The 20,033-nt window shown below is 65.9% G+C and carries 12 protein-coding genes; 4 read left to right on the top strand and 8 right to left on the bottom strand.

The features are described from left to right. Positions 1 to 16 precede the first annotated feature (16 nt). From treZ to U0177_RS06965, 5 genes are all read right to left on the bottom strand, one after another. Complete coding sequence (treZ, locus tag U0177_RS06985) at positions 17 to 1,951, bottom strand: malto-oligosyltrehalose trehalohydrolase (RefSeq protein WP_409569877.1); 1,935 nt, start codon at positions 1,949 to 1,951, stop codon at positions 17 to 19. A 21-nt stretch (positions 1,952 to 1,972) separates the two neighbouring features. After that, positions 1,973 to 2,383 (bottom strand): DUF2809 domain-containing protein, encoded by a 411-nt coding sequence (locus U0177_RS06980; RefSeq protein WP_409569876.1) that lies wholly within the window; start codon positions 2,381 to 2,383, stop codon positions 1,973 to 1,975. Positions 2,384 to 2,392: 9 nt separating this feature from the next. Next, positions 2,393 to 4,519 (bottom strand): glycogen debranching protein GlgX, encoded by a 2,127-nt coding sequence (gene glgX / locus U0177_RS06975; protein ID WP_409569875.1) that lies wholly within the window; start codon positions 4,517 to 4,519, stop codon positions 2,393 to 2,395. A 174-nt stretch (positions 4,520 to 4,693) separates the two neighbouring features. Beyond that, complete coding sequence (gene treY, locus U0177_RS06970) at positions 4,694 to 7,759, bottom strand: malto-oligosyltrehalose synthase (RefSeq protein WP_409569874.1); 3,066 nt, start codon at positions 7,757 to 7,759, stop codon at positions 4,694 to 4,696. A gap of 209 nt (positions 7,760 to 7,968) precedes the next feature. Then, on the bottom strand, positions 7,969 to 8,562 hold the full coding sequence (locus U0177_RS06965; protein ID WP_409569873.1) for a hypothetical protein: 594 nt from the start codon (positions 8,560 to 8,562) through the stop codon (positions 7,969 to 7,971). Positions 8,563 to 8,799: 237 nt separating this feature from the next. Here U0177_RS06965 and U0177_RS06960 point away from each other — a divergent pair, with 237 nt between their 5' ends. The 4 genes from U0177_RS06960 to U0177_RS06945 all read left to right on the top strand — a co-directional run bounded on the left by U0177_RS06960 (position 8,800) and on the right by U0177_RS06945 (position 14,786). Further along, positions 8,800 to 10,155 (top strand): acetyl ornithine aminotransferase family protein, encoded by a 1,356-nt coding sequence (locus U0177_RS06960; protein ID WP_409569872.1) that lies wholly within the window; start codon positions 8,800 to 8,802, stop codon positions 10,153 to 10,155. 425 nt (positions 10,156 to 10,580) lie between these two features. Continuing rightward, positions 10,581 to 11,351, top strand: coding sequence for an alpha/beta fold hydrolase (locus U0177_RS06955; protein ID WP_409569871.1), 771 nt, complete (start codon positions 10,581 to 10,583; stop codon positions 11,349 to 11,351). A gap of 39 nt (positions 11,352 to 11,390) precedes the next feature. Beyond that, positions 11,391 to 13,586 carry a glycoside hydrolase family 2 protein gene (locus U0177_RS06950; RefSeq protein ID WP_409569870.1) on the top strand — a complete coding sequence of 732 codons (2,196 nt, stop codon included), beginning with the start codon at positions 11,391 to 11,393 and terminating at the stop codon, positions 13,584 to 13,586. A gap of 15 nt (positions 13,587 to 13,601) precedes the next feature. Further along, positions 13,602 to 14,786, top strand: coding sequence for a M20 family metallopeptidase (locus tag U0177_RS06945; protein WP_409569869.1), 1,185 nt, complete (start codon positions 13,602 to 13,604; stop codon positions 14,784 to 14,786). A 217-nt stretch (positions 14,787 to 15,003) separates the two neighbouring features. Here the strand turns inward: U0177_RS06945 and U0177_RS06940 are convergent, their stop codons facing one another. The 3 genes from U0177_RS06940 to U0177_RS06930 form a co-directional block, all read right to left on the bottom strand. Then, entirely contained in the window at positions 15,004 to 16,587 is a 1,584-nt protein-coding gene (locus U0177_RS06940) for an NADH-quinone oxidoreductase subunit N (RefSeq protein WP_409569955.1), read from the bottom strand. 169 nt (positions 16,588 to 16,756) lie between these two features. Next, positions 16,757 to 18,277, bottom strand: a complete 1,521-nt coding sequence (locus tag U0177_RS06935; protein ID WP_409569868.1) for a NuoM family protein — start codon at positions 18,275 to 18,277, stop codon at positions 16,757 to 16,759. Between the two features lie 60 nt (positions 18,278 to 18,337). Then, entirely contained in the window at positions 18,338 to 20,023 is a 1,686-nt protein-coding gene (locus tag U0177_RS06930; RefSeq protein ID WP_409569867.1) for a NuoM family protein, read from the bottom strand. Positions 20,024 to 20,033: the final 10 nt, after the last annotated feature.

The following is a 20,033-nucleotide window of genomic DNA, read 5'->3' as shown; positions in this document are numbered from 1 at the left end:
CGCATTGGCCGGCGGTTTACGCGCCTACCGCCGCGAGCAGCACCGCGCCCGGCCCAGAAAATGCCAGCACCTGGCGCTGCCGGTCGAAGGGCGCCGCGCCCCGGCCGCCATACACCGCATCCTCGCTATCGAGCACGATCTCCCAACGCTGGCCGCCCGGCGCGGCGGTGCGGCGATCGTCGCCGAGCGCCAGCTCGCGCGCGCCGCGCAGGTTTACCACCAGCAGCAGCGTAGTGCCAGGCGCCGGCCCTTCGCGGCGCAAGGCCAGCGCGGCCTCGGCCAGCGGCGCTACCTCAAAGGCATCGCGGCTGCGCTGGCGCAGCGCCGGCAGGCCGGCGCGCAGCCGCAGCGCATCGTAGTACAGCCGCAGCATGCCGGCGTGCGGCGCGCGCGCGCGCTCATCCCAGCGCAGCTTCGAGCGCACAAACGTATCGCGCGCCTGTGGGTCGGGCACCGTCTCGCTCGCGAAGCCCACAAAGCGCGCGAACTCGGCGCGGCGGCCCTGCGTCACCAGGCGGCCAAGCTCCTCGTGATGATCGGTAAAATACTGGAACGGCGTGCTGGCGGCCCACTCCTGGCCCATGAACAGCAGTGGCGTGTACGGGCTCAGCAGCAGCAGCAGCGAAGCGGCGCGGTAGGCATCGAGCCCGATCTGGTGGCTCAGGCGCTCGCCCAGCGCGCGGTTACCTACCTGATCGTGGTTCTGGATGCAGAATACGAACTGCGGCGGCTGCGTCCCGCCGGTGGGCTGGCCGCGCGGCGCGCCACCATCGGCCGGCTGCTGGCCAATGTAGAACCAGCCCTGGCGGATCGTCGCCGCCAGATCGGCGGCGCTGCCGCTGTAATCGGCATAGTAGCCCTCGCGCTCGCCAGTCAGCGCCACGCGCACCTGGTGGTGGAAATCGTCGGCCCACACCGCGTCGAAGCCATAGCCCGCCGCGGCTTCAGGGGGCTGGCCTGCGGTATGCTCCGCCTGTTGGCCGGCTGCTGGCTCCACCGCAGCCGGGCGCACCAGGGTCGGGTCGTTCGCTTCGTTCTCGGCGATCAGCACGAAGTTGCGGCCGGCTGGCAATGTAGCACGCACCGCCGCCGCCATTTCTTGCAGCAAGTGCGTGGCGCTATCGTCGCGCAGCGCGTGGGTCGCGTCGAGCCGCAGCCCGTCGAGGTGATACTCGTGCGCCCAGTAGCAGGCATTCGCGATAAAAAACGCGCGCACCGGGGCGCTGTTCGGCCCGTCGAGGTTGAACGCGTCGCCCCAGGGCGTGCTGTGGCGTTCGGTGAAGTAGTCGCGGCTGAACTCGCGCAGGTAGTTGCCGTCGGGGCCAAGATGGTTGTACACCACGTCGAGCAGCACCGCCAGCCCACGGGCATGCGCGGCCTCGACCAGCCGCCGCAGGGCGTCGGGGCCGCCGTAGGTACGCGAGGGCGCGAACAGGCTCACGCCGTCGTAGCCCCAGTTGCGCTCGCCAGGGAAGTCGGCCACCGGCATAAGCTCGATCGCCGTGACGCCCAGATCGCGCAGGTCGTCGAGCCGCGCAATCAGCGCGTCGAACGTGCCTGCATCGGTGGCGGTGCCTACGTGCAGCTCGTAGAGCACCAGATCGTCCAGCGGCCGGCCGCGCCAGCCGTCGTCGGCCCACACAAACGCCGCCGGGTCGATCACCTGCGACGCGCCGTGGACGCCGTCGGGCTGGTAGCGGGCGGCCGGGTCGGGCCGTGGGGCGCGGCCGTCGACGCGGTACATATAGCGCGCGCCCGGCCGAACCTGCGGCACATAGCTGGCGAAGTACCCGCCTGCCTGCGGCTCGAGCGGCACCATGCCACTCTCGTAGCCGTCGTGGTACAGCACCACCTCGACGTGGCTGGCGTCGTTCGCCCAGACGCGAAAATGCACGCCGTTGGCGTCGGGCTGCGCGCCAATCGGCAAGCTCCAGGTTGATTGTTGGTTCATATGCTCCGGTGTATCGGCGTGCTAGCTGCCTGGGTCGGCGCGGGCCGCCCGGCGCACAAGCGCGCAATCGGCGAGCAGCAGCGCCAGGATGCCAATCGCGTAGGCCAGCAGGTCGTACCAGCTGAAGCCGGTGCCAAGCGCGATCGCCAGCAGCCGGGCGGCGAGATTGCCGCTGCGGGCCATGCGTGCGGGGATGCCTGTGCGCTGAAAGGTTTCGATCGCGATCAGTAGCACAAGTGATGCCAGCGCGTGGCCGGCGAGCGCGTCGCCGGGCCGCCAGGCCCGTAGGAGCAGGTAAACCAGCGCGGCGTAGAGCGCGTCGCCGAGGTATTTATCGACCAGTGGCTGGCCGCTGTGCAGCACGCGCGAAAGCACGCCAGCCAGCACCACAGCCAGCGCGGCGGCCAGGTAGGCGGCGCGGAGTCGTCGCATTGCCGGGGGCTAGCGGCTGGTGCGCCGCAGCAGCGCCAGCGAGCGCCCGTGCAGCGTGTAGGGCTTGCCGGTGCGCACCGTGGGCAGCGGCGCCTCGGGCGTGGCAGTATCGACCAGCACCTCCCACTCGCCGTCGCGCGCGCCGCCCGGCAGCTTAAAGGCGACATCGTCGGCGTAGGCGTTCAGCAGCAGCAGCAGGACGTCGTCCTGGATCACGTTCCCGCGCTCGTCCCACTCATTGATCATGCGGCCGTTCAGCTGCATCCCCAGGCATCCGGCGATCGTCTCGCTCCACTCGTGGTTGCCCATCTCGTGGCCATCGGGGCGGAACCACTCGATATCCTGCACATTCGCGCCCTGGATGCTGCGCCCCTGGAAGAACTTGCGCCGGTGCAGCGCGGGATGCTCGTTGCGGATGCGGATCAGCGTGCGGGTGAATTCGAGCAGCGCGCTCCCGGCGTCGTCGAGCTTCCAGTCGATCCAGTTCAGCTCGTTGTCTTGGCAGTAGGTATTGTTGTTGCCGTGCTGGGTGCGGTTGCGCTCGTCGCCGGCCAGCAGCATCGGCACGCCCTGCGAGAGCAGCATGGTGGCGAGCATGTTGCGCTGCTGGCGCGCGCGCAGCTCGTTGATCTGCGGGTCGGCCGTAGGCCCCTCGGCGCCGTGATTCCACGAGTTGTTGTGGTTCTCGCCGTCGCGGTTATCTTCGCCGTTGGCCTCGTTGTGCTTGTGGTTGTAGCTCACCAGATCGCGCAGGGTGAAGCCATCGTGCGCGGTGATGAAGTTGATGCTGGCGTAGGGCTTGCGGCCGTTGTGCTCATACAGGTCGCTCGAGCCGGTGAGCCGGTAGGCCAGCTCGGCGGTGCCGATCGCGTCGCCTTTCCAGTAGCGCCGGATCACGTCGCGGTATTTGCCATTCCACTCGGCCCACAGCACCGGGAAGTTGCCCACCTGGTAGCCGCCGGGGCCGATATCCCACGGCTCGGCGATCAGCTTGGTCTGCGACAGGATCGGATCCTGGTGGATCATGTCGAAGAACGTGGTCAGCCGCGCGTCGGCGTGCAGGCCGCGCGCCAGCGTGGCCGCCAGGTCGAAGCGAAAGCCGTCGACGTGCATCTCGGTCACCCAGTAGCGCAGGCTGTCCATGATCAGCTGCAGGGTGCGCGGATGCAGCATGCTCAGGCTATTGCCGCAGCCGGTGTAGTCGATATACTCGCGCGGGTAGCCCGGCATCTGGCGGTAGTACACCAGGTTGTCGATGCCGCGAAACGCCAGCGTCGGCCCGAGCCGGTCGGCCTCGCAGGTATGGTTGTACACCACGTCGAGGATCACCTCAATGCCGGCGGCGTGCAGCGCCTTGACCATCGACTTGAACTCGCGCACCTGGCCGCCGTCGTCGCCCGCGCTGCTGAAGCGTGAGTCGGGCGCGAAGTAGCCCAGCGTGTTGTAGCCCCAGTAGTTCGTCTTGCCTTTGTCGAACAAAAAGCGCTCGTCGACGTGGTGGTGGATGGGCAGCAGCTCGACGGCGGTAACGCCAAGCGATTTCAGGTACTCGATCACCGGCGGCATGGCCAGGCCGGCATAGGTGCCGCGCAGCGCTTCAGGAAGCTCGGGGTGCAGCTTGGTGAAGCCCTTGACATGCATCTCGTAGATCACCGACTTGTACAGCGGTGTGGCCGGCGGGCGGTCGTCGCCCCAGTCGAAGGCCGGGTCGATCACCACGCTGCGCGGCACGTACGGCGCGCTGTTGCGCGTGTCGGGGGCTAGGTCTTCATAGGGGTTGCCCACGGTGAAGCCATACACCGCGTCGTGGTAGGTCAGCTCGCCGGCGATCGCTTTGGCATACGGGTCGACGAGCAGCTTGGCCGGAGTGAAGCGGTGCCCGGCCTCGGGATCGTACGGGCCGTACACGCGGTAGCCATACACCTGCCCAGGCTGGAGGCCCGGCAGGTATACGTGCCATACGTTATCGGTCTGCTCGGGCATGGCGATGCGCTGGCGCTCGTGCGGCGCGCCGGGCGTATCGAACAGGCACAGCTCGACTCCGGTGGCATGCTGCGAGAACAGGGCAAAGTTCACGCCCTGGCCATCCCAGGTGGCACCCAGCGGGTACGGCTTGCCGGGCCATATTAATGTCATGGTCGAATTCTCCTGGCCTGTCTTGTCGGTCGGGTTTTCTTCTCGCGAGCGGCTGCGCGAATTTCGCAGCCGGTGGCACGTATCGCCTGAGCAGCGCGGGTACTGTATTGTACCCGAAGAGCGGCCCGCCATGAGTGGGTTCCGCCCCCATATACCGAGCAATTCTTGTGAATGTTACGCAATTCGCTCAAGCAGGGCCACTGGGAAGTCGGCCAGGAGGCTAGCTAGCGGCAGGCCGGGCGCTCCGCTATAGAGTGCCACACTATGCGCCGTGCCGGTGAATACGTCGCGGTAGCGCCGGCCCGCGTGCGCGGCCGGCAGCAGCAGGGTCGCGTCGCCCCAGGCCGGGCCAAGTGGCGCCGCGCCGCTATCGCCGAGCATGCGCGCCAGCAGCCGCGGGGCCACGGCCAGCGCCTCGGCGCCGGCATTGGCGCGCGCGAACGCCACGACGTGCTCCTCGGCGCCGCCGGCCAGCAGCGGCGTGTAGCTGCCGGCGCGGAACAGCTCGGGGTTGGCGCGGCGAAACTGCAGCGCGCGGTGCACCAGGTACAGCTTGATCCGGCCATCGGCCTTGCGCTCAACCAGCGCGCGCGCCAGCGCGGCGCGGTCGCCGCGCACGTCGGCCAGCTCGCCCAGCCACCACGCGCGCAGATCGAAATCGACCGGCCGGCGGTTGTCGGGGTCGACCAGGCTGAAATCCCACAGCTCGGTGCCCTGGTAGATGTCGGGCACGCCCGGCGCGGCGAGCTTCAGCAGCGTCTGCGACAGCGAGTTAAACGCGCCGAAGTGAGCGATCCGCTCGGCAAAGGCGCGGAAGTCGGCCAGAAAGCGATTGGCCGGCGCCGGGTCGAGCACTGCGGCGACAAACGCGCGCACGGCTTCATCATACTGCGTGTTCGGGTTCAGCCAGCTGGTGTGCACCTTGGCCTCGCGCACCGCCTTGATCATGTACTCCTGGATGCGCGCGGCAAACTCGAGCCACTCTGGCGATGCGGCAGCCGGGGGTGCGGCCGATCCGGAAAACCCGTTGGTCTCAGCGTGGCCTGCTTGCCTGCTCGCCTGGTGTTCTGGAATACCAAGATCGAATGGCCACGCCCCCAGCAGCGTCTGGTAGAGCAGATACTCTTCGTTGCGGTCGGGCGCGGGCGCGCCGTCGACGGTGCTTTTCTTGCGGCGATTCAGGCGGCTCCAGCGGCCCAGCGCCCTGCGCCACTCGTCGGGCAGCTCGGAAAGCACATTGATCCGCGCCCGCACATCCTCGCTGCGCTTGGTATCGTGGGTCGAAGAAGCCAGCAGCGCACCGGGCCAGTCGCGCAGGCGCTCCTGGTTCTGGCGGTGGAACGCGCTCACGCTCGTGCCAAAGCGCTGTGGATCGCCGCCAACCTCGTTCAGCGAGGTCAGCCGGTTGAAGATGTAGAATGCAGTGTCTTCCAGCCCTTTGGCCATCACCGGGCCGGTGAGCTGCTGGAACTTCATCACAAAGGTGCGCTGCTCCTCGCGCGCCGCCGGGTCGAGCGTGTCGGGGTAGCGCAGCAGCAGAATGTCGCGCAGAAAGTCGAAGATCGAGGGGTCGAGCGTCGGGTTGCGGCGGCGCGCGCGGCTCACAGCCTGCTCGATCACCGCGCGGTCGCGCTCGCTCACCGTGTCGGTAGCAGCGACAATATAGCTGCGGTATACCGGAAAGCAGGCGACCACCTCGCGCAGGGCATCGCGCAAGCTGTTCAGCGTGAAGTCGCGGTAGTAGCGGTTATGTTCGGCAACGCGGCTGAGCTGGTGCGCCAGCACATACACTTCGCTGGCCAGCGCATTGCGCATGATCTGCTTGCGTGTGTCGTAGGTCAGCGTATCGAAGCGCAGCCGCAGGCCGGTGAAGTCGGCGTAGAGCGCGTTGAAGCGTTTCTCGTTCGCGGCGTCGACGAAGATGCCATTCAGCGCGTTCAGGAAGTCGTAGCCGCTAGTTCCGTGCACCGGCCAGTCGGCGGGCAAATGCTCGCCCGGCGCCAGGATCTTCTCGGCGAGGATATAGAGCGGGCGGCCAGCCGGCGCGTCGTCGTGCGCGCCATCGTCTGCGTCAGCCGGCAGCTGGCCGTTGGTAGCCGGCTGCTGCTCGCAGGTCGCGAGGTAGCGCTCCTGCAGGCGCCGGAAGTAGCCCGCCGGGTCCCACAGGCCGTCGGGGTGGTCGACGCGCAAGCCCTGCACGATACCCGCGCCCAGCAGCCGTATGATCAGCTGGTGAGTGGCGTCGAACACCTCGGGCAGCTCGACGCGAATGGCCGCCAGGTCGTTCACATCGAAGAAGCGCCGGTAGTTGATCTCTTCGGCCGCGACGCGCCAGTAGCTCAGGCGGTAGGCCTGGCGATCGATCAGCGCGTCGAGCACGTCGAAGCTGCGCGGCTCGCCGGGCGTGCCGTTGAAGCGCGCCACGGCGGCCTCGATTGCCGCGCGCACCTCAGCCGAGGCCTGGGCCAGCGCGTCGAGGCGGCGCTTGAGGATCTCTTTCTCGCGGTGGCGCTCGGCCACCTTGGCGCGGTCGGTTTCGGTGCGCAGCGGCAGGTTGGTCAGGCCAGTCATGATGCTCTGGTACTCAAGCACATGGTCGTGCTCGGCGCCAAGCGCCGCGCTGATCTGGCCGAGCGGTTCATCCAGGATCAGCGTGTAGGTGCGTGGGTTCACCGGCAGCTCGGTCCCCCAATAGTGCAGCGTAAACGCGCCGGCGCCGTAGCGCAGCTGCAGCTCGCCGGCCTCGAGAATGCGGCCGTACTGCTGGCCGAGGATCGGCAGCAGCACCTTGTTCGCAAGCTCGGCCTTGAACGGGTGCCAGTCGATATCGAAGTACGGCGCGAAGGGCGAGCTGGGGCCATTCTCGAGCACGTCCATCCACCACAGGTTGCTGCTCTCGCCGATGCCCATGTGGTTCGGCACAATATCCAGCACCTGGCCCATACCGCGCGCGTGCAGCTCGGCCACAAATGCTTGCAGCTCGGCCTCGCTGCCGATCGACGGGTTGAGCGCGCTGTGGTCGGCAATATCGTAGCCGTGCGTGCTCTCGGCGCGGGCTTTCAGGTATGGCGAGGCATAGCAATCGCTCACGCCCAGCTGGTCGAGGTAGCGCAGCCAGTGCCGGGCATGCGCGAATGTAAACTGCCGATTAAACTGCAAGCGGTAGGTCGCCACTGGGATGCGCGGCGCCAGCTGCTGCTGCGCAGCCGCCGCCACCGGCGTGGTCAGGTCGCTGGTCATATCTCCCTCTTCCCCCAAACATACAAACATGCACGGGCAGCGCCCCGCCGCCGCGTGCATGTACACGTCTTCGCGTTCCAATGCCGGTCTTCGTTTTATCGAGCGATCAGATACCGGTCGCGCAATCCACGCCACGAGCCGGCGTAGGCGCGGTCGTACCCTGTACAATCTCTAGATGATCGCCGCATTACACTGTGGCGAGCTGTACGTTACGGCTCTTTCAGCTCGGTCTGCGGGCGCGAGCGATCCTTGCTGGTATCGGGCCGCCTGGTGTCGCTGGTGGGCGCCTGGCCGGCATCCGAGGGCCGATGGTCGCCGGCAGGCTGCGATCGCACCGGCGGGTTGCCGCTCGCCAGCGCGCCGTCGGCGAATACGCCACTGCTGATCACGCCAGTGGTGCCGGTGGTGCCGGCGCCTTCGCCTACCGCATCGGTGGCCGCGTCGGTCTCGAACACATAGTGGCGCCAGGCGATCGCGCCACGCTCGGTGTCGTTGGCGCGGTTGTCGGGCGCGGGCAGCCGCCCCAGCGCCAGCGCCCCGGCGGCGTGCAGCGTCGTGAGCGCCTGCTCGCGCCACTGCGGGTCGAGCGTCAGCGTCAGCGACCAGAGCGCGCGGCCAGCCTGGCCGGCGCTCGCCACACGCTCGGCCAGGGGTGTGCCGGCAAGCTCTTCGGCGGTGTGCGTGCCCATGCGTATGGCCGGGTATGGCACGCCCGCGGCCTGCAGATCATGCAGCGTGGACTCGGCGGCGGCCAGATCGCCGAATACCGCCGCATACAGCTCGGGCGCCTCTGTGTTGTGCATATGCTGCCTACCTGAATCTAGCCAAATGTCGAATACACGCAGCGGCCCTAGCGCCGCTGCTCACTTCAGCGCTGGTGGCGCAAGACTCGTGCCATCGGCGTGTCGTGCTAGCCACGCCTTGACGCCCCTGGCCCCCTCGGCTACAATGCCCGATTGGAGAGAGGCGCGAGGGGCTTTTTTTGGTTTGGAGAAGCGCGCCAGAACAGCGCCGTTCTGGCGCGTCGCAAGGAGGCACATGTGACTGCATCAATCGAAACAATGACGCCACCCCTCGACACCGCCGCAATCCCCGGGCCACGGGCGCGCGCGCTGGTCGAGCGCGATAACCAGGTGTACGCGCCATGCGCCGGGCGCGTCTACCCATTCGTGATCGAGCGCGGCGATGGCTGCTATGTCTGGGATGTCGACGGCAACCGCTACCTCGATCTGAACGCTGGCATCGCGGTGGTGTCGGCCGGCCACGCCCACCCGCAGGTTGTGCGCGCGGTGCAAGACCAGGCCGCCCGCTTCATCCACATGGCCGGCACCGACTTTTACAGCGAGCCGATGGTCAAGTTCGGCGAGAAGCTGACATCGCTCATGCCGCCCGAGCACCAGTGGCAGCTGTTCCCGTGCAACTCAGGCACCGAGGCGGTCGAGGCGTCGATCAAGCTGGCGCGCTACGTCACTGGCCGACAGGGCATTATTGCCTTTCTGGGCGCGTTCCACGGCCGCTCGTACGGCTCGCTCTCGCTCACGGCCTCGAAGCCGGTGCAGCGCCGCGGCTACTACCCGCTGGTGCCCGGCACATTCCACGCACTTTACCCCAACCCCTACCGCCCGCCGTTCGACGTCGACCCGGCACGGGTGAGCGAGGTGTGCCTCAACTATATCGAGCAGACGCTGTTCCACACGATCGCCCCGCCGCGCGATGTGGCCGCGATCATCATCGAGCCGATCCAGGGCGAGGGCGGCTATGTCGTGCCGGCGGCCGGCTTCCTGAAGGGGCTGCGCCAGATCTGCGATCAGTACGGCATCCTGCTGATTGCCGACGAGGTTCAGAGCGGCGTGGGCCGCACCGGCAAGATGTGGGCGTTCGAGCACGAGGGCATCGCGCCCGATATCGTCGCCTCGGCCAAGGGCCTGGGCAGCGGCATGCCGATCGGCGCGATGGTGGCCCGCCGCGAGCTGACCGAGCGCTGGGAGCCGGGCTCGCACGGCAATACCTACGGCGGCAACGCGCTGGCCTGCGCCGCCGCCTACGAGGTGCTCTCGCTCGTCGAAAGCGAGCTGGCCGCCAATGCCGCCCGCGTCGGCAGCTACTTCATGCGCGGCCTGAACGAGCTGGCCGGCCGCTACGAGCAGTTCGGCGACGTGCGCGGCCGTGGCCTCATGATTGGCCTCGAGCTGGTGAAAGACCGCCGCACGCGCGAGCCGGCGCGCAAGCTGGCCCACGACGTGATGGAAGAGGCCTTCAGGCGCGGTCTGCTGCTGCTCACATGCGGCGCCTCGACCATCCGTTTCTGCCCGCCGCTGGTGCTCACCGAAGCCCAGGCCGACGAGGGGCTCGAGCTGTTCGAAGATACGCTAAAGGCCGTGCTAAGCCAGGGATAGCACCAGGACGCCAACATGCATCAAGGGTCGCCGTTATGAACGGCGACCCTTGATACTACGGTGTGTCCTGGCGCTTAAGGGATCGGGCCCCCGCCATAAACGACGCACACGGCAGCCTCCTCGACCAACTCCTCCTCGGTGTAGGTCTCCAGGATCTCTGGGCGAACGTACTGCATAGCGACCGATCACCTCCTCTCGTTCGAATGATGGGTGGTGGTGGATTAGACAACTCTACTTTAGCAGATAGTTGGCCAGCATGTTTGACAATTTATTCACATAAATGCCATAGTACTATACAACATCGTCAGATACCGCCAGGCGCCGATTCATACTACTGCCTGTCGTTTGCTCGCGATGAACAACTCGCTATTTGCTTTCGCCTGCGGCATCGCCTAGAATACACCAGAGAGTACCGACGGTTGCCTATGCCTTTTGCCGAAATCAACGACCTGCGCGTCTACTACGAGCTACACGGCCCGCTCGGCGCCACGCCGCTGGTGTTGCTCAACGGCGCGCTCGACACGATCGAGTCCGATTGGGGCGCCCTGCTGCCTGCGCTGGCTCAGCAGCACCGCGTGCTGGCCTACGACCATCGCGGCCACGGCCGCACCAGTGCATCGCCAGGGCCGTTCGCCGGCTACGGCCAGCTCGCCGCCGATCTGGCCGCGCTGCTCGATACGCTCGGCATTGCGCGCGCGAGCTTCTGCGGCTTTAGCGACGGCGGCATCACCATGCTGTACTTCGCGCTGCGCTGGCCCGAGCGCGTCCAGGCGCTGGTGCTGGCGGGTGCGCAGTATACCAACGACGAGCGCACTCTCGCGCAGCTTGCCAAGATGACGCCCGAGCGCATCGCCGAGCGCCTGCCCGCCTGGGCCGCTCGCCTGGCCGAGCTGCACGACGCCCACCACGAGCATGGCTACTGGCAGGCGCTTATGCGCCAGATGCTGCCGCTCTGGCCGGTGCAGCCCGATCTCGCGCCCGAGCAGCTGGCCGGCATCGCCGCGCCAACCCTGCTGATCGCCGGCGAGCGCGACCAGTTCGGCCATATTGATCAGCAGGTGGCAATGCGCCGCGCCATCCCGCGCGCCGAATTATGCATCCTTCCGGCTGCCGGGCACGCCGTAATGAACGACCAGCCCGCGCTGTTCCAGCTCGCTGTGCTCGATTTTCTTCGTCGGATGAGCCCACCCGCCTAGCACATACCAGGCTCGCGGCTTCTTATTGCTGGAATGATTATGACGTTTCCTCTATCGCGCACACTCGACGGCGAGTGGCAGCTCCTGCCAATCGATGCGTTCCGCCAGGGCTTCTACCCGCTCGACGACGACGCCTGGCTCACGCAGGCGCTGCCCGCGCACTGGCAGCAGCAGCCGCTGCTCGAGCGCTACGCTGGCAAATTGGTCTATCGCAAGCGCTTTGCCGCGCACGATCTGGCGCTCGACAGCTGGCCACCACCGCAGACACCAGATCAGGCCCAACCCCTCGCCCCCAGCGCTCGCTACTGGCTCCGGCTCAACGGCATCTTCTACTGGTCGCAGCCCTACTTCAACGGCGTCGACCTGGGCCGCCACGAAGGCTACTTCACTCCCCAGGAGCACGAGGTCACCGCCTGGCTCGCGCCCGAGAACACACTCGTGGTCGAGGTCGAGTGCCCCGACGAGCACAACAAGCTCGGCAAGCGCATGATCACCGGCGTGTTCTCGCACTGGGATTGCATCGACCCCGCCACTAACCCCGGCGGCGTCTGGCTGCCGATCGAGCTGATCGCCAGCGGCCCGACGCGCATCCGCCAGCTGCGGCTGCACCCCGAGGCGATCGGCGCCGACATCGCCGAGGTGCGCTTCCGCGCCACGCTCGACGCGGCAGCCGCAGGCGACGCAACGCTGCGCTGGACGATCGCGCCGAAAAATTTCGCCGGCGCGGTTCAGGTGGTCGAGCAGCGCCGCGCGCTCGCCCAGGGCCAGCAGGAGCTTGCCGGCACCTTCGATGTGCGCGACCCGCAGCTCTGGTGGACGCACGACCTTGGCCACCCGAGCTGCTATACGATCACGCTCGAGGTATTGCACGGCGGCGAACGTTCGGACTCGCACAGCTGTACGTTCGGCCTGCGCCGCTTCGAGATGCGCAAATGGGTGGCGTACCTCAATGGCAAGCGCTTGTTCATCAAGGGCAACAACTACGCCCCCGGCGACACCCGCATCGCCACCATGACGCCCGAGCGCTACGCCCAGGATATCCAGCTGGCGATCGACTGCCATATGAACATGCTGCGCGTGCACGCCCACGTCGAGCACCCGGCGTTCTACGAGGCCGCCGACTTGGCTGGCCTGCTGCTGTGGCAGGATTTCCCGCTTCAGTGGATGTATCACCGCGAGGTGCTGCCCGAGGCGCTGCGCCAGGTGCGCGAGATGATCGACCTGCTTGGCCAGCACCCTTCCGTGGCGATCTGGTGCATGCACAACGAGCCGCTCTACGCGCTCGACACCAAAGACGAGACGATCTACACCATCGCGCGCGCGTATGTCTCGGTGTTCATCTGGAATTGGAACCGCGACGTGATGGATCGCCAGCTGCGCCAGGCCGCGCGCGAGCACGACACCACTCGCCCGGTGGTGCGCTCGTCGGGCGAATATGCCGTGCCGTTCTTCCGGCGCGGCACCGACACCCACTTCTACTTCGGCTGGTACGGCGGCGTGTACGGCCCGCTGCGCGCGTTCGAGCGCATTGTCCGCAGCTTCCCCGACAACATTCGCTTTGTCACTGAGTTCGGCGCGCAGAGCTTCCCGAACATCGAGAGCTGCGCGAAATTTCTGCACCACGACATCTCGAAGATCGACTGGGAGCAGGTGGCCGCGCGCCACCATATGCAGCCAAATATGTTCGACTACTGGCTGGCCTGGCGCACCTCGGCTTCGCTCGCCGACCTGGTCGAGCTGACGCAGGAATACCAGAGCTCGATCAACCGCTTCTATATCGATCGGCTGCGCTTTCACAAGTATCGGCCCACCGGCGGCATCCTGCCGTTTATGTTCAACGACTCGAACCCCGCCGTCCAGTGGTCGATCATCGATTACTGGCGCGTGCCCAAGCGCTCGTACTACGCGATGCGCCAGGCTTTCAGCCCGCAGTACCTGTTTACCCTGCTGAACGCCGACACCCACCCCGCCGGCCGGCCAATCGACCTGCCGCTCTACGCGGTCAACGATGCCCACCAGCCGGCGCCGGTCGCGATCACCGCGCGGGTGCTTGGCCCCGACGGCGAGGTCGCGCGCGTCGAGCGCCAGATCACGCTGCCGCCCGACTGCATGGCCACCGAGGTCGACCGGCTGCGGCTCACTCCCGAGCGCCCCGGCGAATATCGCCTGGCGCTCGCGCTGGCGAATGGCGCCGAGCTGCTGCTCGAGCACGAGTATCTACTCAAAGTGACATAGGGGGAATAGTTCACCATGCTAGACAAAGCCCAGGCCCTGGCCGACGAGCTGGCTCGGCTCCGGCGCGATATCCACCGCCATCCCGAGCTGGCCTTCCGCGAGGTGCGTACCGCCGCGCTCGTGGCCGATACGCTGCGCGAGATTGGCGGCTTCAGCGTTCGCACTGGCGTTGGCATCACCGGCGTCGTCGGCGACCTCGGCAGCGGCGACGGGCCGACGATCGCCATCCGCGCCGATATGGACGCGCTGCCGATCCTCGAGGCCAACGCCACCGACTATCGCTCGACCCACGACGGCCAGATGCACGCCTGCGGCCACGACGGCCACACGGCCATGCTGCTGGGTGTGGCCCACCTGCTCAAGCACGAGTTCGCCACCGGCGGGCTGCGCGGCCGGGTGCGGCTGCTGTTCCAGCCGGCCGAAGAAGACGAGGGCGGCCAGCCAATGAGCGGCGCCCCAATGATGCTGCGCGACGGCGCCCTCGACGGCGTCGACGCCGTGATCGCCCTGCACGTCGACTCGATGCAGCCATTCGGTAAGGTGACCATGCGCGACGGCTGGGACTCGGCTGCGGCCGACCAGTTCAAAGCCTGGATCACCGGCACCGGCGGCCACGGCGCTTACCCGCACGAGGCGACCGACCCACTCTGGATGCTCGCCCCGGTGCTCACCGCGCTGCACGGCATTGTGTCGCGCCGCGTCGACCCGCAAAAGCCGGCAGTGGTGACGGTCGGGCAGATCCACGGCGGCACCGCCTCGAATGTCATCCCGCCCGAGGTGTTCCTGCACGGCACCATGCGCAGCTACGACGACGACACGCGCGCCCTGCTCGAGGCCGAGGTCGAACGCGCGATCAGTATCGTGCGCTCGCTCGGCGGCGACTACCGCATGGAAGTTTCGCGCGGCTACCCGGCCGGCAAAAATAGCCCGCTCGTCAGCGGCTGGCTGGCGCGCACCGCCACCGATTTGCTTGGCGCCGACGCGCTCGACCCGACCCCGCCGGGAATGGGCGCCGAAGATTTCGCCTATATGACCGCCAAAGTCCCCGGCGCCATGTTCCACCTCGGCGCGGCCGTGGGCGATATCCCGCGTGCTCACCATACTCCGGTGTTCGATATCGACGAGCGCTGCTTGCCTGTAGGCGCCGCCATTCTGGCCGAAACAGCCCGGCGCTTCCTGGCCGGCGAAATCAAGCTGTAGCCAGCGCATCGCCAAGCCCCGACACTCTTCCGAAATCGCTTGATTACTGACACTTTGGTGGGGTTTGGCGGCTTCGCCGCCCCCAATTCTTTGTGTTGCACGACGTGGCGAAGCCACGTCGTGCAACACAATCTATACGCGATCAAGCGAACAACGTAGCAGCGCGGCCCGGGCAGATTGCCCGGGCCGCGCTTCAGCCAGTTGGCCGAGTGCTTGCCTACCGCCCAGCAACCAGCGTCGCCTGGCTGAGAATATTCCACACCACATTCGGGAATAGGCCCAGCAGCAGTACCAGCACGGTGGCGGCGATCAGCGTGACATTCATATTGCGCGGCGTGCGCACCGGCTCGGTCGACTTCGCCGGATTCATCCACATCGCCTTCAGGAAGCCCAGGTAGTAATACAGGCTGACGATTGTCATTGCCACTGCTACCGCTACCACCAGCAGCGCGCCGCCCTGGTAGCCGGCCATAAACACGAAGAACTTCGCCCAGAAGCCCGACAGCGGCGGCACGCCGGCCAACGACAGCACCAGCACGGTCAGCATCAGCGCCAGGCTGATATTGCGGCGCCACAGGCCGTTCAGGTCGCTTAGGTCGTCGCCGCCTACCGCTTCGCGGATCACTGCCAGCGCGCCAAACGCGCCAAGGTTCGTCACGGTATAGACGATCAGGTAGTATATCAGCGAGGCGCTGCCAAACGTCCGATCGGTCTGCGAGCTCGACGACCACACCAGGATCGCCAGCAGCACAAAGCCGGCGTGGCCGATGCTCGAGTAGGCGAGCAGGCGCTTGGCGTTCTTCTGCGGCAGCGCCGACAGGTTGCCAAACACCACCGTCACCAGCGCAATAATCGCCAGCAAGCTCGTCCAGCCGCCAAACGCGCTGAGCGATGGCGAGCCGGCGATCGAGGGGAATGCTGTGACAAGCACGCGGTACAGCAGAATAAACCCGGCCGACTTCGAGGCCGTCGAGATAAACGCGGTGATCGGCGTGGGCGCGCCCTGGTACACATCCGGCGACCAGCTGTGGAACGGCACCACTGCCACCTTATAGCCAATGCCCGCCAGCACGAAGATCATCGCCAGCGTCAGCAGCGCGCTGTTCGGGCTAGTGGCCCCCGCCTTGGCGATCTCCGAGAACAGCGTCGCGATAATCGGCTGGCCGCCGCCCGAGCGATTGACGCTGGCGGTGAAGCCGTACGCCAGGCTCATGCCATACAGCAGGATCCCCGACGACAGCGCGCCAAACAGGAAGTATTTAATGCCGGCTTCAGCCGAGGTGCGCTCGTTGCGGAAGTAGCCCGCGAGAATATACAGCGAGATCGACGACAGCTCGAGCGACAGGTACGCCATGATCAGCTCCGACGCCGAGGCCATGAAGTTCATGCCCGCCGTCGAGAACAGGATCAGCGCGTAAAACTCGCCAGGGTTTCCCGACGGCCGGTAGTCCAAGGCCAGCAGCGTCGTCAGAAACGCGGCCGCCACGAACGTCAGCCGGGCGATCATCGTGAGGTTATCGGTGGCGAACGCGCCCAGGATCGGATCGCCGCCCGGCCCGCCGGCTTGCAAGTTGCGCCCGAGCGCCAGCAGGTAGGCTACCAGCCCATTCGTGTTGGCCGTCGGCTCAGGAAAGGCAAACAGGTATTTGCTCTGGATCAGGCCGACCACAAATACGAATACCAGGCCGATCGCCGTAAGCTGGCCGGCCGCCTTGCCGCGCTCAATCTGCGACTCCGCGTCGCTGCCCCAGCGCTCAAGCACGTCGGTGCCCAGCACCAGCAGCGCCAGCGCCAGCAGCATCAGCTCGGGCAGCAGCCGTGGGATGTCTGTGATTTGAAAGCTCACCTTGTTACTCCTAGAATTCAGGAGTCAGGAGACAGAATTCAAAATCAAGCGATGTCTTCATTGCACGGCGAGAGAAGCAATGCACCGTTCTGACCCCTGAATTCTGGCTCCTGAATTCTAAACGTCAGCGCCCCAGCGACAGAGCGCCTGCCTGCTGGATCGCCTCGGCCACTGGCCGCACGCCGCTGCCAATCATTTCGGTAAGAATACTTGGGTAGAGCCCGGTGATCAAGATCACCGCGGCGAGGATCGACGCGCCGGCATACTCCTGCCACGTCAGCTTGGGCAGCTTGAAAAAGCTCGGGTCTTTCACCTCGCCGAAGAACACCGTGTACACGGCGCGCAGAATATACGCCGCTGTGATCGGGATCGAGATCGCCGCGAGCACCGAGATCAGCGGGAAGCGATCCCACATGCCCATGAAGATATTGAACTCGGCCCAGAAGCCCGCGAAGCCCGGCATGCCCATCGACGAGAGGCCGGCCAGGATGAACACGAATGCCGCGAACGGCATAATCTTCGCCATCCCGCCAAGCTCGGGGAACTGCCGCGTGTGCGTGCGCTCGTACACCATGCGCCCGACAACCGCGAAGAACAGCGCGGTCATCACACCATGCGCGAACATCTGCAGCACCGAGCCGATCAGCCCGATCTCGTTGCCCGCCGCCAGGCCCATCACCACCAGGCCCATGTGGCTCACCGACGAGTAGCCGATCATGAATTTGAAGTCGCGCTGGGTCATCGCGATAGTCGCGCCATACACCGCGTTGATCAGCGTGGCGATCGCGATCGGCAGCAGCCAGTAGTGCGCGCCCTCGGGCATCAGCCACATCGCGGCGCGCAGGCAGCCATACGCGCCCAGCTTCATCAGTACGCCAGCGTGCAGCATCGAAACCGCCGTCGGCGCGGCCACGTGGCCGGTTGGGCTCCAGGTATGGAACGGGAACATGCCCGCCAGCACCGCGAAGCCCAAAAATGTCGGCGGGAAAAAGGCGATCTGAAAGTTCCGCGAGAACAGCGCCGCCTGCGACAGCAAGCGCATGTCGAAGGTGCGCAGGCCGCTGCCGAAGTACAGCGCAATCATGCCGATGATAATCATCGCCGAGCCGCCCATCAGGTACAGCGTCAGCTTCATTGCGCCGTATTCTTTGCGCGTGCTGCCCCAGATGCCGATCAGCAGGTACATCGGCAGCACCGCCAGCTCGTAGAACACGAAGAACAGGAACAGATCCACCGATACAAACACGCCGTACACGCCGGCCGTCAGGATCAGCAGCAGGATCCAGTACTCGCGTGTACGCTCGGCGATGTTCCAGCTCATCAGCGCGCCGGTGAAGATCACAAACCCGTTGAGGATGAGCATCGGCATGCTGATGCCATCGGCCGCTAGTATGTAGTTGATCCCCAGCTGTGGCAGCCAGGGCAGCTCTTCGACAAACTGCAGCTTCTGGGCGCTGTTGTAGTCGTAGCCGAAGTACACCAGCAGCGATAGCACCAGCGAGATGAACGCGAACACCGTGCCCACCAGCCGGATTTGATATTTCTGCTCGGGCTTCAGAAACATCATGATGATCGCCGGGATCAACATGCTGAGCCAGATCAGGCTGAGCCAGGGAACTCCACTTGGTAAATCATACAGGTGCATGGTGCATCCTTAGAGCATTGCAAACTGTAAACCGAACAACGCCCAATTTACAATTTGAAATCAGGAAAGCGCCTTTGTAAACACGTTCACTAGCGCCGTGGCCGTCTGGTTGGCCAGATCCATGATCGGGGCAGGGTATACGCCCAGGATCAGCAGCAGCACCAGCAGCGGCGCGGCAGCCAGGAACTCACGGCTGGCAACACGCATATCCGCCGGCGTCTGCCCGCCGTGGCCGCTGTCCCAGCGTGGGTTCAGTGGCCCATTGAAAATACGCGCATACATCTGCAGCAGCGCCAGCGCCGACACGATCAGGCCGATCGTGGCCAGCAGGGTAAAGAACGGCAGCGACGCCCACGTTCCACGGAAGATAAAGAACTCGCCGACAAAACCGGCTAGCCCTGGCAGGCCCAGGTTAGCGAACATCGCCACGCCCATCACGCCCGAGAACATCGGCATGACCTTGCGCAGGCCGCCCCAGTCGCGCAGCGAGTAGGTGCCGGTGCGCTGGTACAGGTAGCCGACCAGCAAGAACAGCGCGCCGGTCGAAAGGCCGTGCGCCACCATCTGCATCATCGCGCCGTTGACCGCAATCGCCCGGCTCTGCCCGTCGGCGGCGCTGTTCAGCGTAGCCGCAGCGGCGATCGCCAGCGCCACATAGCCCATGTGGTTGATCGAGGTATAGCCGATAAGCCGCTTGATGTCGCCGCCCGTGTACGAGAGCGCGCCAAATGCGCCGGCCACAATCCCCACCAGTGCCAGCGCGCCGATCACCGGGCCGAAAAACTGCGCGGCATCGGGCACCAGTGGCAGCATGATCCGCAGCATGCCATACGCGCCCATCTTCGACATCACCGCCGAGAGCAGGATCGATCCGGCCGTTGGCGCCTCGGAGTAGGCATCGGGCAGCCAGGTGTGGAACGGCCACACCGCCAGTTTGATCGCGAAGGCGATGAAGATCGCCCAGAACGCCACCGAGGTATACAGCAGCGGGTAGCGGCCTAGGTAGGCGGTGATGCCCACGCTGTCGACATAGCGGAAGACGATATCTTGCAAGCTGCCCTGCACGCCCTCAACCGGCAATCCCTGGCCTAGCCGACCCAGCGTCACAAGGTCGAAGGTGGGCATGCCGGCCGCGCGCGTGGCCACGTAGAAGAACTGGAACAGCAGCAGCATGCCGACCGAGCCGCCCATCGTGTAGACAAAGAACTTAAACGCGGCGTAGCGGCGCTTGTCTTCCGGGTCGCGGCCCCAGTTCTGAATGATAAAGAACGCCGGCACCAGGCTGAACTCCCAGAAGATGAAGAAGAAGAAGAAGTTCAGCGCCACAAAGTAGCCTAGCATCGCCGCTTCCAGCAGGAACAGCAGCGCGTAGTGCATCTTCACCCGCGATTCGACATTGAACGAGGCCAGCATCGCGATCGGCGTCATAACCGTCGTCAAAATCACCAGCGGCAAGCTGATGCCATCGACGCCCAGGAAGTAGTCGACCTTGATCGCGTCGATCCAGGGAATCTTCTCGGCAAACTGGATCACGGCTTGGCCATCGGCCACCGCGCCAGGGTTGTAGCCGGCCCACAGAAAGATCGCGAGCCCAAGCGACGTGAGCGACCACGCCGTGGCGCCGATCTTCACCAGCCGGTCATCCAGCCGCAGCGCACCGCTGAGCGCCACCAGCAGCAGCCCGACGATTGGCGAGAGCACCAGGAAGGTCAGCCAGGGACCATCACTCATCTGGAGATAGTTCATTCGTTTATCC

Origin of the sequence: Kouleothrix sp., assembly GCF_046328425.1 — a bacterium.
GTDB lineage: Bacteria > Chloroflexota > Chloroflexia > Chloroflexales > Roseiflexaceae > Kouleothrix.
The sequence above is the reverse complement of the archived record's forward strand: the minus strand, read 5'-3'. Positions and strand labels throughout refer to the sequence as shown.

Bases quoted from the DNA above. Each gene is read 5' to 3' on its own strand.
- treZ (WP_409569877.1), bottom strand. From the start codon at position 1,951: ATGAACCAACAATCAACCTGGAGCTTGCCGATTGGCGCGCAGCCCGAC.
- U0177_RS06980 (WP_409569876.1), bottom strand. From the start codon at position 2,383: ATGCGACGACTCCGCGCCGCCTACCTGGCCGCCGCGCTGGCTGTGGTG.
- glgX (WP_409569875.1), bottom strand. From the start codon at position 4,519: ATGACATTAATATGGCCCGGCAAGCCGTACCCGCTGGGTGCCACCTGG.
- treY (WP_409569874.1), bottom strand. From the start codon at position 7,759: ATGACCAGCGACCTGACCACGCCGGTGGCGGCGGCTGCGCAGCAGCAG.
- U0177_RS06965 (WP_409569873.1), bottom strand. From the start codon at position 8,562: ATGCACAACACAGAGGCGCCCGAGCTGTATGCGGCGGTATTCGGCGAT.
- U0177_RS06955 (WP_409569871.1), top strand. From the start codon at position 10,581: ATGCCTTTTGCCGAAATCAACGACCTGCGCGTCTACTACGAGCTACAC.
- U0177_RS06950 (WP_409569870.1), top strand. From the start codon at position 11,391: ATGACGTTTCCTCTATCGCGCACACTCGACGGCGAGTGGCAGCTCCTG.
- U0177_RS06945 (WP_409569869.1), top strand. From the start codon at position 13,602: ATGCTAGACAAAGCCCAGGCCCTGGCCGACGAGCTGGCTCGGCTCCGG.
- U0177_RS06940 (WP_409569955.1), bottom strand. From the start codon at position 16,587: ATGCTGCTGGCGCTGGCGCTGCTGGTGCTGGGCACCGACGTGCTTGAG.
- U0177_RS06935 (WP_409569868.1), bottom strand. From the start codon at position 18,277: ATGCACCTGTATGATTTACCAAGTGGAGTTCCCTGGCTCAGCCTGATC.
- U0177_RS06930 (WP_409569867.1), bottom strand. From the start codon at position 20,023: ATGAACTATCTCCAGATGAGTGATGGTCCCTGGCTGACCTTCCTGGTG.